The 12,876-nt window shown below is 67.5% G+C and carries 15 protein-coding genes; 10 read left to right on the top strand and 5 right to left on the bottom strand.

Annotation, left to right across the window (positions count from 1 at the left end):
* Positions 1–32 precede the first annotated feature (32 nt).
* Complete coding sequence (locus GH664_RS01170) at positions 33–1,517, bottom strand: murein hydrolase activator EnvC (RefSeq protein WP_228111319.1); 1,485 nt, start codon at positions 1,515–1,517, stop codon at positions 33–35.
* A gap of 224 nt (positions 1,518–1,741) precedes the next feature.
* Between GH664_RS01170 and GH664_RS01165 the strand changes: the two genes are divergently transcribed.
* From GH664_RS01165 to GH664_RS01140, 6 genes are all read left to right on the top strand, one after another.
* Entirely contained in the window at positions 1,742–2,068 is a 327-nt protein-coding gene (locus GH664_RS01165; protein ID WP_153166309.1) for a helix-turn-helix transcriptional regulator, read from the top strand.
* 25 nt (positions 2,069–2,093) lie between these two features.
* Positions 2,094–2,510, top strand: coding sequence for a rhodanese-like domain-containing protein (locus GH664_RS01160; RefSeq protein ID WP_153166308.1), 417 nt, complete (start codon positions 2,094–2,096; stop codon positions 2,508–2,510).
* A 2-nt stretch (positions 2,511–2,512) separates the two neighbouring features.
* Positions 2,513–2,782 (top strand): glutaredoxin 3, encoded by a 270-nt coding sequence (gene grxC, locus GH664_RS01155; RefSeq protein WP_194270289.1) that lies wholly within the window; start codon positions 2,513–2,515, stop codon positions 2,780–2,782.
* A gap of 73 nt (positions 2,783–2,855) precedes the next feature.
* Positions 2,856–3,317 carry a protein-export chaperone SecB gene (secB, locus tag GH664_RS01150; protein ID WP_153166307.1) on the top strand — a complete coding sequence of 154 codons (462 nt, stop codon included), beginning with the start codon at positions 2,856–2,858 and terminating at the stop codon, positions 3,315–3,317.
* 7 nt (positions 3,318–3,324) lie between these two features.
* Positions 3,325–3,789 carry an SH3 domain-containing protein gene (locus tag GH664_RS01145; RefSeq protein ID WP_153166306.1) on the top strand — a complete coding sequence of 155 codons (465 nt, stop codon included), beginning with the start codon at positions 3,325–3,327 and terminating at the stop codon, positions 3,787–3,789.
* Positions 3,786–4,796, top strand: a complete 1,011-nt coding sequence (locus GH664_RS01140) for an NAD(P)H-dependent glycerol-3-phosphate dehydrogenase (protein ID WP_153166305.1) — start codon at positions 3,786–3,788, stop codon at positions 4,794–4,796. Before GH664_RS01145 ends, GH664_RS01140 begins: the two co-directional genes overlap by 4 nt.
* A gap of 101 nt (positions 4,797–4,897) precedes the next feature.
* On the opposite strand, the gene GH664_RS01135 is transcribed toward GH664_RS01140, so the two are convergent.
* Positions 4,898–5,362: a tRNA (cytidine(34)-2'-O)-methyltransferase gene (locus GH664_RS01135; RefSeq protein WP_153166478.1), complete on the bottom strand. Its 465-nt coding sequence runs from the start codon at positions 5,360–5,362 to the stop codon at positions 4,898–4,900.
* A gap of 113 nt (positions 5,363–5,475) precedes the next feature.
* Entirely contained in the window at positions 5,476–6,195 is a 720-nt protein-coding gene (locus GH664_RS01130) for a ComF family protein (RefSeq protein ID WP_308445414.1), read from the bottom strand.
* 174 nt (positions 6,196–6,369) lie between these two features.
* On the opposite strand from GH664_RS01130, the gene GH664_RS01125 reads away from it, so the two are divergent.
* Together GH664_RS01125 and GH664_RS01120 are read left to right on the top strand one after the other, a co-directional pair.
* Entirely contained in the window at positions 6,370–7,326 is a 957-nt protein-coding gene (locus GH664_RS01125) for a methyltransferase domain-containing protein (protein WP_228111318.1), read from the top strand.
* A 32-nt stretch (positions 7,327–7,358) separates the two neighbouring features.
* Positions 7,359–8,006 (top strand): pyrimidine 5'-nucleotidase, encoded by a 648-nt coding sequence (locus GH664_RS01120; protein WP_153166304.1) that lies wholly within the window; start codon positions 7,359–7,361, stop codon positions 8,004–8,006.
* A 54-nt stretch (positions 8,007–8,060) separates the two neighbouring features.
* Here the strand turns inward: GH664_RS01120 and hemB are convergent, their stop codons facing one another.
* Together hemB and yihA are read right to left on the bottom strand one after the other, a co-directional pair.
* Positions 8,061–9,077 carry a porphobilinogen synthase gene (gene hemB, locus GH664_RS01115; RefSeq protein ID WP_153166303.1) on the bottom strand — a complete coding sequence of 339 codons (1,017 nt, stop codon included), beginning with the start codon at positions 9,075–9,077 and terminating at the stop codon, positions 8,061–8,063.
* Between the two features lie 219 nt (positions 9,078–9,296).
* Positions 9,297–9,947: a ribosome biogenesis GTP-binding protein YihA/YsxC gene (yihA, locus tag GH664_RS01110; RefSeq protein WP_153166302.1), complete on the bottom strand. Its 651-nt coding sequence runs from the start codon at positions 9,945–9,947 to the stop codon at positions 9,297–9,299.
* A 122-nt stretch (positions 9,948–10,069) separates the two neighbouring features.
* Here yihA and GH664_RS01105 point away from each other — a divergent pair, with 122 nt between their 5' ends.
* Both GH664_RS01105 and GH664_RS01100 read left to right on the top strand, forming a co-directional pair.
* Entirely contained in the window at positions 10,070–10,699 is a 630-nt protein-coding gene (locus GH664_RS01105) for a cytochrome c (RefSeq protein WP_153166301.1), read from the top strand.
* 130 nt (positions 10,700–10,829) lie between these two features.
* A complete protein-coding gene (locus GH664_RS01100; protein ID WP_153166300.1) occupies positions 10,830–12,875 on the top strand; it encodes a cytochrome c biogenesis protein ResB in 2,046 nt (681 codons plus the stop codon).
* The last annotated feature ends 1 nt before the right edge of the window (position 12,876 follow it).

Genomic DNA, 12,876 nt, shown 5'->3' with positions numbered 1-12,876 from the left:
AGATGCCTGCACGACGCCTTGCGCCGTCATTTCTATCTGAGCCTGACCCACTGCATGGGATCGAGCGGCCGGCCCTGATGGCGGATCTCGAAGTATAAACCCGAATCCGCCGAGCTTCCGCCCGCCCCGACGCTGGCGACGACATCCCCGCCCTTCACCACGGCGCCCACTTCCTTCAGCAGGGCGTCGTTGTTGCCATATACGGACAGGTAATCGCTGCCGTGGTCGATGATCAGCAGGTTGCCATAGCCGCGCAGCCAGTCGGAATACACGACTTCGCCAGCGGCAACCGCCCTCACGTCGCTGCCCCCGGCAGCGCGAACGAACACGCCCTTCCAGGTGGTTCCGCCTTCCGCCCTTTGAGCGCCGAAACGCCCGATCAGTTCTCCGCGCACCGGCAGATGCAGTTGGCCCCGCAACTGGCCGAAACTGACGCCGGTGGGCGTCGGCCCGGCACTGCGCGCCACCTCGGCCACGACCGGCTCGGCACGGCGCGCCGAAGCGGGCGGCGGGGAAGTGGACGGTGAAGAAGCCACCTCAGCCCGGGCGGCTGCCGCAGCAGATGCCGGCGCGGGGGAAATCTCGCCCGCTCGGGCCTGTGTGGCACGTTGTTCCGCCAGGCGTTGTTCTGCCGCACGTTGCTCCGCTGCGCGCTGTGCCGCCGCGCGCTGTTCCGCTGCCTTCAATTCGGCGGCGCGGCGTTCGGCCGCGCGCTGCTCGGCCGCCCGACGGGCCGCCTCGCGCGCCGCCTGCTCGCGTGCGCGCCTGACCAGGGTGTCGATGAGGCGCGCAAGGCGCTGCTCGTCCTGCTGCAGGTCGGTCACTTCCTTGCGCTGATCCTGCAGTTGCGCCGAGAGTGCGGCAAGGGCTTGGCGCCGCTGGGCATGGACGGACTCGAGCTCACCCTGCTGACGGCGCTGTTCGGATTCGAGCGCCGCAAGGCGGTCGCGGCGCGCGGCGATGTCGGTCGCCCGCGCGCGGGTGTCGCGCAAGTCCGCGCGCAGCCCGTCGATCAGCGCCAGCCGCGCGCGGCCGAGATGCTCGAGATAATGCGCGTCGCGCGCAATCTGGTTCGGATCGCGCTCGGCCAGCAGCGGCGCGACGCCGTCCGCCGGTCCGTGCATGTAATGGCGGCGCAGCCAGTCGCCAAGCTCTCCCTGGCGCATCGCGATACGCGCGAGCACCGCCTGCTGCTGCGCCTCGAGCGACGCAATCTCCTTCTCGGCATTGCCGCGCTGGCCCTCGACCTCACGCAGGCTGCGCTGCACGCGCGACACCGCGCGCTCCGCTTCGGCTACCGCGTCCGCAGCACCCGAGCGTGACGCTTCGGTCTGCGCCATCTCCTTCTGCAGGTCGCGAATGCGTCGCTTGAGGTCGTCGAGATCTAAACGCTTGTCGGTGATGTCGCCGCCGGATTGCGCACCGGCCAGGCCGGGCAGGCCGGCGGCCGCCACCGGCAGCATCAGGGAGATCAACGCAGCGCGCACGATCGCACCGCTGCGGCACTTCGCGCCCACCGAAACTCACCCCCTCGCCAGGCCGAGGTGGCGGACCTGCGCGGCGCGCCCTCCTTCCTTGCCGTGGGGGCAGTAGCGGGCGTGGGGCGAAGACGAGTGGTACATGGTGCGCGAGTTTCCGATTGCGATTCAGGCGCCGCCACGACAAAGTGGCGCCCGCTATCCGAGCATGAGCAGAGTACGATATTTTATACTATTGATTTTGTCGGACCCGGCCCCCACTCGTGAATAAAGACGACATCCTCGCCCTCATCGAAAAAGACGAGCACATCGAGACCGCGGCGCGCGCGCTCAAGGCCATCGCCCATCCGCTGCGCCTGAAGATCCTTTGCGTGCTGGGCGACAGCGAGGTCTGTGTGCAGGATATCGTGGAGGCTGTCGGCACCTCGCAGAGCAACATCTCACAGCATCTGGCGATCCTGCGCGACAAAGGCGTCCTGCAGACGCGCAAGGACGCAAACCGCGTCTATTACCGCGTCGGCGACCAGCGCACGCTGCAGCTCATCGGCCTCATGCGCGAAGTGTTCTGCGGCATCCCCACCGATTCCTGACCCCAACTGACGGAGCACGCATTTCGTGGAATTCCTGCAACAAAACTGGTACTGGGCGGCGCTCGCGGCTGCCAGCGGCGCCTGGCTGCTGGTGGATCTGGCGCGCAGCCAGGGCGACAAGAGCATGCTGTCCCCGGTCGAGGCCACCTTGCTGATCAACCGCGAGGACGCCATCGTGATCGATGTGCGCGAGCAGGGCGAATACGCCCAGGGCCACATTCCCAATGCCCGCCACGTGCCACTCGGCGAGATTTCGCGTCGCGCGGGCGAACTCGACAAGTTCAAGGGCCGCCCGGTCATCCTGTGCTGCGCCAGCGGTACCCGCTCCGCATCGGCGCTGTCCCAGCTCAAGAAGGCGGGCTTCGAGAAGCTCTACAACCTGCGCGGCGGACTGGCCGAATGGGAAAAGGCCGGGCAGCCCATCACCCGCAAGAGGAAATGACCATGCAACCTGCCATCCGGATGTATTCCACCGCCGTCTGCCCCTACTGCGTGCGGGCGGAGCAGTTGCTGCAGCGCAAGGGCGTGACCAGCCTCGAGAAGATCCGCATCGACCTCGATCCCGTGCGCCGCGACGAGATGATGACCCTGACCGGCCGCCGCACGGTTCCCCAGATCTTCATCGGCGACTACCATGTCGGCGGTTGCGACGATCTCTACGCCCTCGACCGCGAGGGCCGGCTCGACCCGCTGCTGCGCGGCGAGACGGTCTGAGCGCACGCGCACATCCCAGCGGGCGAAACCCCGCAGATATACACCCCCACAGTCCCACTCCCGGAAATCTGAAATGACCGAAAACGCGCAACCCGTCTTCTCCATCGAAAAGATCTACGTCAAGGATCTGTCGCTCGAAGTGCCGGGCGCCCCGCAGATCTACCTCGAGCGCGAGACGCCCGAAATCAACATCCAGTTGCGCACCGAGGGCCGCGGGCTCGACGAAGGCCTCTTCGAAGTGGTGCTCACCGTCACCGTGACGGCAAAGCTCGGCGGCGACCGCAATGTGTTCCTGGTGGAAGTCGCCCAGGGCGGCGTGTTCCAGATCCGCAACATCCCGGAAGGCGATCTCGAGCCGGTGATGATGATCGGCTGCGCCAACATCCTCTTCCCCTATGCCCGCGAGACGGTCTCCGATGCCATCACCCGCGCCGGCTTCCAGCCCGTCCTTCTCGCGCCGGTGAACTTCGAGGCGCTGTACCAGGCCCAGCGCGAGCAGGCGGGCCGCGAATCGGGCGAAGTGCCCATCCAGTGAGCGCATCATGCTGAACACCCCTGCCCAGTGCCGGCGCTTCGGCGCCGCGCTTGCGCTGGCCTGCGGTCTCGGCGCAAGCGGCATCGTCCATGCGATCGAATACCGCTCGGTGTCGGCGCCCGCCATCCTGTACGACTCGCCTTCCGAAAAAGGCAAGCGGCTGTTCATCGTCGCCACCGGCACGCCGGTGGAGGTCATCGTGAGCCTCGACAAGTGGATCAAGGTGCGCGAGCCGGCCGGTTCGATCAACTGGATCGAGCGCAGCGCCCTCAGCACCAAGCGCACCGTCCAGGTCAGCGCGACGCGCGCCGTGATCCGCAAGCAGCCCACCGAGTCGTCTGCGGCGGTATTCGAAGCCGCCAAGGACGTCCTGCTCGAGCTCGCTGACGCGCCCGCAGACGGCTGGGCCAAAGTGCGCCACGCCGACGGTGCGAGCGGCTACATCCGCGTGAACGAGGTCTGGGGCCTGTGACGCATGCGGCCAGCGGCAGCAGCTGCCGGATCAGCGTCTTCGGCGCTGGCGCGTGGGGTACGGCGCTGGCGCAGGCCTTCGCCGACTGCCATCGCGTGCGGCTGTGGGCGCGCGACCCGCGACAGGTCGACGAAATGGGGCGTGCGCGCGAGAACGCGCGCTACCTGCCCGGCATCCCGCTCAGCCACGCGCTCGAGTTCGAACCCGACTTCGCCCAGGCTGCCCGCGATGCCGATCTACACCTGGTCGTCACGCCGCTGGCGGGGCTGCGCGAGACGGTGCGCACGCTGCGCCGCCTGACCCCCGGCACGCCGCTGCTGTGGGCCTGCAAGGGGCTCGAAGCGGGAAGCGGCAAGCTGCCGCATGAAATCATCCGGGAGGAACTCGGCGGCGACGCACCGAGTGGCGTGCTGACCGGCCCGAGCTTCGCGGCTGAGGTGGCACGCGGCCTGCCCACCGCGATCACCCTCGCCGCCGCCGATGCCGCCTTCGCTGAAGAATGGGTCGCCGCGCTTCATCAGCCGAGGCTGCGCATCTACGCGAATACCGACGTGGTCGGCTGCGAGATCGGCGGCGCGGTGAAGAACGTGATGGCGATCGCGGCTGGCGTGTCCGACGGCATGGGCTTCGGCCTCAATGCCCGCGCAGCGCTGATCACCCGCGGCCTCGCCGAGATCTCACGCCTGGGCCGCGCCCTCGGCGCCCGCACGGAGACGCTGATGGGGCTGGCGGGCATGGGTGACCTCATCCTGACCTGCACCGGCGACCTGTCGCGCAACCGCCGCGTGGGCCTCGCGCTCGCACAGGGCAAGACCCTGGCCGACATCCTGCGCGACCTCGGGCACGTGGCGGAAGGGGTGTCGACAGCCCGCGAAGTCGTCAGCCTCGCCCGCCGGCTGCAGGTCGAGATGCCGATCTGTGAGGCGGTGGATGCCCTGCTGCGTCATGATCTCAGCGCCCGCACCGCGGTCGAGCAGTTGCTGGCACGCGACCCCCGCCACGAATAGACGGGCTGCCGCCGTCGCGCCACGCAGTTGGCCGGAGACCGCCCCGGCGGTCCACCAGGCACCGCGAGAGCCCCGCAATCACGCATTGCAGTGAGCTGTCCCTAGGCTGCCCCTGCAAACCCGTGCTGCCGCCAGGCTTCGTACACCACCACGGCCACCGCGTTGGACAGGTTGATGCTGCGATTCGTCGGCCGCATCGGGATACGGAGCCTGAATTCCGGCGCAAACCCGTCCAGCACCTCGGGCGGCAGGCCGCGGCTCTCCGGCCCGAACACCAGCACATCACCCTCGCGATAGGCGACGGCATCGTGACGGCGGCTGCCCTTGGTCGTCAGCGCAAACAGGCGCCGCCCTGCAAGCTGTGCGCGGCAGGCCTCCCAGTCGGGATGAACGATGACGTGGGCAAGGTCGTGATAGTCGAGCCCAGCGCGTGCGAGATGCTTGTCGGACAGGTCGAACCCGAGCGGCTCGACCAGATGCAGTCGCACACCGGCGTTGGCCGACAGGCGGATCACATTGCCGGTATTGGGCGGAATCTCGGGTTGGTACAGGACGATATCGAACATCGGCAGGGGGGCGCGCACCTGGCACCTCGTCCGACAGGCTGGAACAGCGGTCGGGCGCGGACGATGGCAGGCATCGCGGGGACGGACGGCAAACCGGGAGGCGGAACTCTAGCTCAATCCGGCACCGGCGTGCGGGCGACGACGAAATTGCCGACCCATGCCGCACCTTGCTGCTTGAGAACGCGCGCGAGCTCGTCCAGCGTGGCGCCCGTCGTCATGACGTCGTCCACCACCGCAATCCTCAGCCCCTGCATCGACGCGCCGCAGGTGAAGGCGCCACGCGGATTGCGCAACCGCGCCTCGCGATCGAGATCCACCTGTGCCACCGTGTTGCGCACGCGACGGACGGCGCCCAGTTCGAGCGGCAGCCCGACGGCCCGCGCCAATGGCCGCGCAAGTTCAACCGCCTGGTTGAAGCCGCGCTCGGCCAGTCGGCGCGGATGCAACGGCATGGGCAGGATCACGTCAGCCTCCAGCCGCAGGTCCGCCGCCAGGCGGGTCAGCTCGGCAGCGAAGAAGTCCGCCAGCGCGAGGCGATGGCCGTATTTGAGCGCGTGCAGCATGGTGTGAACCGGAAACGCGTAATCGAACACCGCACGCGTCGCATCGAACGACGGCCGTCGTCGCTGGCAGCGGCCGCAGATGCCGCCACCACCGGTCGGCTCCGCGCACACCGGGCAGGCGGCGGCAGGATGATTCGGCAGTTCCGCGCGGCACGGCGCGCACACCGCCTCGCCACCAGCCAGGCTGCCGCACACGAAACACTCCTGGGGCATCAGCAGGTCGGCGACATGCAGCAGCAGGCCGCGCAGGGTATCGGGGGAGTTTGACAAGGTTTCGACCGCTGGCAGAACATTCAGGCTTTTCGGACCACGCTCCCAATTAGAGCGTGGATGCCGATCCATGACAACGGTCAATTCAGCACAAGAGGCTGTGGCAGGCCGCCGCCGGCACCGCCGGCGCGCCGGCGACGTGCCCCACCCCCTCGACTCTCCCGAATCCGACGCATGACCTCCTCCTCGCAAGACTCCATGGCCGACGCGACGCCCCCGGAAGGACATGGCGACTTTCGCCTCGACCGGCGCCTGCTGCGGCATCGCTTCGGTCGCGCAGCCGCCAGCTCGGACGGCGCCGACCCGCTGATCCGCGAGATCGCCCGGCGCATGGACGAACGCCTGGACTACATCCGCATCGCCCCTGCGCGCGTCCTCGACCTCGGCTGCGGCACTGGTCCCGACCTGCCGCGCCTGGGCGAGCGCTTCCCCGAGGCGCAGTTGATCGCGGCGGATTTCGCCCTGCCGATGCTCGCACGCGCCCGTGCGCGCCGGCCCGCCGCTGCGCAGGGAAGCCTGCTGCGGCGGCTGCTCGGCGGCACCGGCAAGCCGCTGCCTGTGGTCGCAGCGGACGCCTGCGCCCTACCCTTCGCACGCGGCAGCATGGGCATGGTGTGGTCCAACCTGATGCTCACGGCGCTCGACGAGCCGCTGCCTGCGCTGAAGGAGATCCACCGCGTGCTCGAGGTCGGCGGCATGCTGATGTTCTCGACCCTGGGCCCGGACACGCTGCGCGAATTGCGCGCCGCGCTGCCAGCCGCGGCAGGCGAACGCGTACACCGCTTCATCGACATGCACGACATCGGCGATGCGCTGGTGAAGGCCGGTTTTGCCGACCCGGTGATGGACATGGAGATGGTGACGCTGACCTATGCCGACATCGACGGCCTGCTCGCCGACCTGCGCGCCACCGGCAGCACGAATGCCAGCACGGCACGCCCGCGCGGGCTGGCCGGACGTGCCGGCTGGGCTGCGGCGCGGGCCGCCTACGAGCGCCTGCGCCGCGACGGCCGCCTGCCGGCTACGTTCGAGGTGATCCAGGGACACGCCTGGAAGGCTGCGCCCAAGACCACCGACGACGGCCGTGCCATCATCCGCTTCCAGCCCCGCCCCGGCAGCCCGGGCGCCTGAACGGGCCGTCCCCTCGCCTCCTCGAGCGCACCATGTCCCCCACCCCCGTCTGGCTCTTCGACCTCGACAACACGTTGCACGACGCCAGCCCGCACATCTTTCCGCACATCAACCGCAGCATGACCGCGTATCTGCAGCGGCATCTGGCGCTCGACCGTGACGAGGCGAACGCATTGCGCATGCACTACTGGCGGCGCTACGGCGCCACGCTGCTGGGGCTGATACGGCACCATGGCACCGATCCGCGGCATTTCCTCGTCGAGACGCACAGTTTCGACCGGCTGCACGAGATGATGGTGTTCGAACGCGCCCTGCGCGGCATGCTGCGCCGCCTGCCCGGCCGCAAGATGGTGTTTTCCAACGCGCCGCGGCACTACGCCGAGGCCGTGCTGGAGATCATGGGCATCCGGCGCGAGTTCGAGGAGGTGGTGGGGATCGAGGACCTCGATTATCAGCCCAAGCCGGGCATCCGCGGCTATCGCAAGCTGATCGCCAGCCGGCGGCTCAACCCCCGCCGCTGCATCATGGTGGAAGACTCCGCCGTCAACCTGCGCACCGCGCGCCGCCTGGGCATGCATACGGTGCTGGTCGGGCGCGGACTCACGCAGCCGGCCTATGTGGACCTGAAGATCCGCTCCATCCTGGATCTGCGCCGAAACAGCGGACGGCTGGCAGGCTGAGGCGCTCATTGCCAAGCGGGCCGCCCGCGCGCGGCGACCCGGCTGGCGGGGGCCTCAGGCGCCAGCCTTCATCCAGCGCGCAGCATCGAGCGCAAAGTAGGTCAGGATGCCGTCGGCGCCGGCGCGCTTGAAGGACAACAGCGCCTCCATTGCGCACGCCTTCTCGTCCAGCCAGCCGTTGAGCGCCGCCGCCTTCAGCATGGCGTACTCTCCGCTGACCTGATAGGCATAGGTCGGCACCTGCAGCTCCGACTTCACGCGGCGCACGATGTCCAGGTAGGGCATGCCGGGCTTGACCATGAACATGTCCGCCCCCTCGGCGATGTCGAGCGCCACCTCGCGGATCGCCTCGTCGCTGTTCGCCGGATCCATCTGGTAGGTGTACTTGTTGCCCTTGCCGAGGTTGCCGGCCGAGCCCACCGCGTCGCGGAAGGGGCCGTAGAAGCTCGACGCATATTTCGCCGAGTAGGCCAGGATGCGCGTGTAGATGCGGCCGTCACCGTCGAGTTCGGCACGAATGCGCGCGATGCGGCCGTCCATCATGTCCGACGGCGCCACCACGTCGGCGCCGGCCTGCGCATGGCACAGCGCCTGCTTGGCGAGCGCTTCCAGCGTCTCGTCGTTCATCACGTAGCCGCGCGGATCGGCCGGGTCGATCAGGCCATCCTGCCCGTGGCTGGTGTAGGGGTCGAGGGCGACGTCGGTGATCACCCCCAGCTCGGGGAAGCGTTCCTTGAGCGCGCGCACCACGCGCGGCACGAGCCCGTCCGGATTCCACGCCTCCTCGGCGCCCTCGGACTTGTGCTGCGCGTCGATCACCGGGAACAGCGCGAGCGCCGGCACCCCGAGCGTCTGCGCCTCTTCGGCGACGCGCAGCAGATTGTCGAGCGAGACACGGCTCACTCCCGGCATCGACGGCACCGCCTGGGTCGCGTCCTGGCCCTCGAGCACGAACACCGGGTAGATCAGATCATTGGTCGTGAGCACGGATTCGCGCATCAGGCGCCGGGAGAAGTCGTCGCGGCGCATGCGGCGCATGCGCGCCGAAGGAAAGGCGGGTGTAGGTCTCATGGTTTCAGCTTGGATGGTTTCAGCGGACGGTCGGAACATGCACAGGGTGTCGCGTCAGCACCGGCGCTCACCCCGGCTCCGAAAAACATGCAGAAACGAAATCGATCATGAACTTCTTGCGCGATGGTCTATCTTAGAGTGCAGATGGTGCTGAGCCGTCTCCCGCTTCACCTCCCTGAGCGGGTGCCTTACCCCCCAGTAAGGCATTTTCACCCCCGGCTATATCCCCTGGTCGGGGGTTTTTGTTTCCTGCCCTCCGGCGCTGCCATCGGCCGAGCCCAACCCCAGCCAGCCGGCGATGATGCGCTCGGTTTCTTCCACGCCGGCCTTCTTGAGGCTGGAGAAGAGCTGCACGGTCACCTGCGGCCCAAACCCGGCCAGCTCCCGCCGCACGGCCTGCAATGTCGCGCTCGCTGCGCCACGCGACAGCTTGTCGCTCTTCGTGAGCAGCACGTGAAGCGGCCGACCGGAGGGCGCGAACCAGTCGATCATCTGCCGATCGAGGTCGGTGAGCGGATGGCGCACGTCCATGATCAGCACCAGGCCGATCAGGCTCTCGCGCTTCTTCAGGTAGGCCTCGATCAGCCCCTGCCATTGGCGCCGGATCTTCTCCGGCACGGCGGCATAGCCGTAGCCGGGCAGATCGACCAGCAAGGCGCCGCAGTTGAGGCGGAAGAAGTTGATCAGTTGCGTGCGCCCCGGCGTCTTCGACACGAAGGCAAGCCTCACATGCCCCGCCAGTGTGTTGATCGCGCTGGATTTGCCGGCGTTGGAACGGCCGGCGAAGGCGATCTCCGCGCCGCTCGGCGGCGGGAGGCCGGAAGGTTTGGCGATCGAGATCTCGAATTGTGCGCTGCGGAACAATGACATGAAAAAACCGGGTGAAAACCTGCTGGACTGCGGGCTGAGGCCCACATCGCATCGCGCAAGGCGCATTTCATGCGATAGAATACCGCGTTTGAAACATTCACTCACGGCTTTCAGAGGACATCATGATGAAGCGTTCCCTGCTGCTTTCGTCGCTGCTGCTGGTTGCCGGCAGCCTTCAGGCCCAGACGCCGGCTCCCGACCTCGCCAAGGCGAAGCAGACTGCAGAGACGGTCTGCGCGGGCTGCCACAACGCGGACGGCAACAGCGCGATTCCGGCCAACCCGAAGCTGGCAGGGCAGCACGCCGACTACCTCTACAAGCAGTTGCACGAATTCAAGGGCTGGGACGGCAAGAAGGCCGTGCGTGAAAACGCCATCATGTCGGCAATGGCTGCGGGCCTGGAAGAAGCTGACATGAAGGGCCTGGCCGAGTATTTCTCGTCGCAGAAGCTGCAGCCCGAACCGGCCAAGAACGTGGCCACCGTCGACCAGGGCCAGAAGATCTGGCGCGGCGGCATTCCGGCCAAGGGCGTCCCCGCCTGTGCGGCCTGCCACGGCCCGGCCGGCGCCGGCCTGCCGGCGCAGTACCCGCGCCTCTCGGGCCAGTTCGCCGACTACACCGAAGCGCAACTGAAGTCGTTCCGCGACGGTGTCCGGGCCAACGACCCGAACCGCATGATGCGCATGATCGCGCTCAAGATGACCGATCCCGAGATGAAGGCCGTCGCCGACTACGCGGCCGGCCTGCGCTGATCCTCCAGGCATCGGAGCAATCAAAAAAGGGGGTGGTGATGGCCGCCCCTTTTTCTTTTCAGTCGTAGGCCTGATGCGCCGGGCTGACACCAGCCGATCCGGCGCAAGCCTTCCTTCCTCAGAGACCAGCATGCAACGCGGCACTGCGCGCGCCCTGTTCGAGCTGTTGAGCTCGATGCGTTTTGCCATCAGCCTGCTCACCATCCTTGCGATCGCATCGGTGGTCGGCACGGTGGTGAAACAGAACGAGCCCTTCAACGCCTACCTGAACCAATTCGGCCCGTTCTGGTTCCCGGTGTTCGAGAAGCTCGGCATCTACTCCGTCTACAACACGAGCTGGTTTCTCGTCATCCTGGCGTTCCTGGTGGTGTCCACCTCGCTGTGCATCATCCGCCAGACCCGCCCGATGCTGCGCGAGATGCGAAACTTCCGCGAGCATGCGCGCGAAGCTTCACTGCGGCAGTTCAGCCATCAGGCAAGCATGGTGCCGGCGAGCGGCGTCGCCGTCTCCCTGGATCGTGCTCGCGCCTATCTTGCGCGCTCGGGTTTCCGCTTCCGCGCGAGCGAGCGCGAAGACCACGTGCTGCTCGCCGCCAAGCAGGGCAGCGCCGGCCGTGCCGGCTACTTCCTCGCCCACGGCGCGATCGTGCTGATCTGCATCGGGGGCCTGCTCGACGGCGACCTGCCGCTCAAGCTGCAGATGGCCACTGGTGGCAAGCAGGCGACGTCCGGCAACCAGTTGATCGCCGACATCCCGGCTTCAGCACGCCTGGGCACCGGCAACCCCAGCTTCCGCGGTAACGTGTTCATCCCCGAAGGTCGCTCGGCAAGCACCGCGGTGCTCAACGTCGGCGACGGCATCCTGCTGCAGGAATTGCCCTTCTCGATCTCGCTGAAGCGCTTCCACATCGATCACTACGAGAACGGGATGCCCAAGCGCTTCGCCAGTGACATCCTGATCACCGACGACAGCGGCAAGGCCCTCGAGCGCACGATCGAAGTCAACAAGCCGTTCGAATACCGCGGCATCACCCTGTACCAGTCCAGCTTCGAGGACGGCGGCTCGCTGCTGAGCCTGGCCGTCCATGGCCTGGCGCGTGGGGTGCCGCGACTGACGAACATGCAGGGCGCAGTCGGCGACACCGTGCCGCTGCATGCGGGCGATGCACGCTACACGCTCGAGCTGACGCAGTTCCGTGCGTTCAACGTCGAAGACATGGGCACGGCGAAGGACAGCGACGCGCCGGCATCGGGCATGGCTCGTTTCGAGCAGCACCTGGGCAGCGGCGCGAAATCGCCGACGCAGAAGAACCTGCGCAACATCGGCCCGAGCTACACCTTCAAGCTGCGCGACGAAGCCGGCCAGGCGCGCGAATTCAACAATTACATGATGCCGATCGAGCAGCAGGGCCGCTGGTATCTGTATTCGGGAACACGCGACAGCCAGGCAGAAGCCTTCCGCTACATGCGCATTCCGCTCGACGTCGAGGGCAAGGCGGAGACGTGGTTCGCCCTGCACGACATCGTCTTCGATCCCGCGCTGCGTGCCCAACTGGCGCAGCGCGTCGCGGCGCGCAGCGCCACGGGCACAAGCGCAGCCGACAACGGCATGCGCGACCGCCTCACCCAGACGGTCGAACACACGCTGACGCTGTTCGCCGACCGCGGGTACGAGTCCATCGGCCGCTTCATCGAGGCGACGGTGCCTGCCCCCGAGCGCGAACGCGCCGCCGATGTGTTCGTCAAGATCATGCAGGGCGCCGTGTGGGAAGCCTGGCTGATGACGCGCGAACGCAGCGGGCAGGCCGCGCCGGCGCTGGACGAGAACAATGCCATCTTCCTGCGCGACAGCATCGCCGCGCTTTCCGACAGCCTGTTCTACGGCGCGCCGGTGTACCTCCAGCTCACCGCCTACGACGAGCGCCAGGCCACCGTGCTGCAGGCAACCCGCTCGCCCGGCAAGGCACTGGTTTTCCTCGGCTCATTGCTGCTGGTGCTCGGCGTGTTCGCTATGCTCTACATAAGGGAGCGGCGTCTTTTCGTGCTGATCAAGCCGAACGAAGTGCTGGTTGCGATGTCCTCCAACCGCAAGGCCATCGATGTGGACGAGACCTTCCAGCGCCACGTCGACGGGCTGCGCGAGCTCTTCGCCGCCCCCGAAAACCGCCCAACCTGAA

The sequence above is a fragment of the Thauera sp. 2A1 genome, assembly GCF_009469595.2.
GTDB lineage: Bacteria > Pseudomonadota > Gammaproteobacteria > Burkholderiales > Rhodocyclaceae > Thauera.
This window is presented reverse-complemented; position numbering and strand designations above follow the sequence as displayed.

Coding starts and splice junctions, on each gene's coding strand:
- GH664_RS01120 (WP_153166304.1), top strand. CDS start 7,359: ATGTCCCCCACCCCCGTCTGGCTCTTCGACCTCGACAACACGTTGCAC.
- hemB (WP_153166303.1), bottom strand. CDS start 9,077: ATGAGACCTACACCCGCCTTTCCTTCGGCGCGCATGCGCCGCATGCGC.
- GH664_RS01135 (WP_153166478.1), bottom strand. CDS start 5,362: ATGTTCGATATCGTCCTGTACCAACCCGAGATTCCGCCCAATACCGGC.
- secB (WP_153166307.1), top strand. CDS start 2,856: ATGACCGAAAACGCGCAACCCGTCTTCTCCATCGAAAAGATCTACGTC.
- GH664_RS01105 (WP_153166301.1), top strand. CDS start 10,070: ATGATGAAGCGTTCCCTGCTGCTTTCGTCGCTGCTGCTGGTTGCCGGC.
- grxC (WP_194270289.1), top strand. CDS start 2,513: ATGCAACCTGCCATCCGGATGTATTCCACCGCCGTCTGCCCCTACTGC.
- GH664_RS01125 (WP_228111318.1), top strand. CDS start 6,370: ATGACCTCCTCCTCGCAAGACTCCATGGCCGACGCGACGCCCCCGGAA.
- GH664_RS01100 (WP_153166300.1), top strand. CDS start 10,830: ATGCAACGCGGCACTGCGCGCGCCCTGTTCGAGCTGTTGAGCTCGATG.
- yihA (WP_153166302.1), bottom strand. CDS start 9,947: ATGTCATTGTTCCGCAGCGCACAATTCGAGATCTCGATCGCCAAACCT.
- GH664_RS01145 (WP_153166306.1), top strand. CDS start 3,325: ATGCTGAACACCCCTGCCCAGTGCCGGCGCTTCGGCGCCGCGCTTGCG.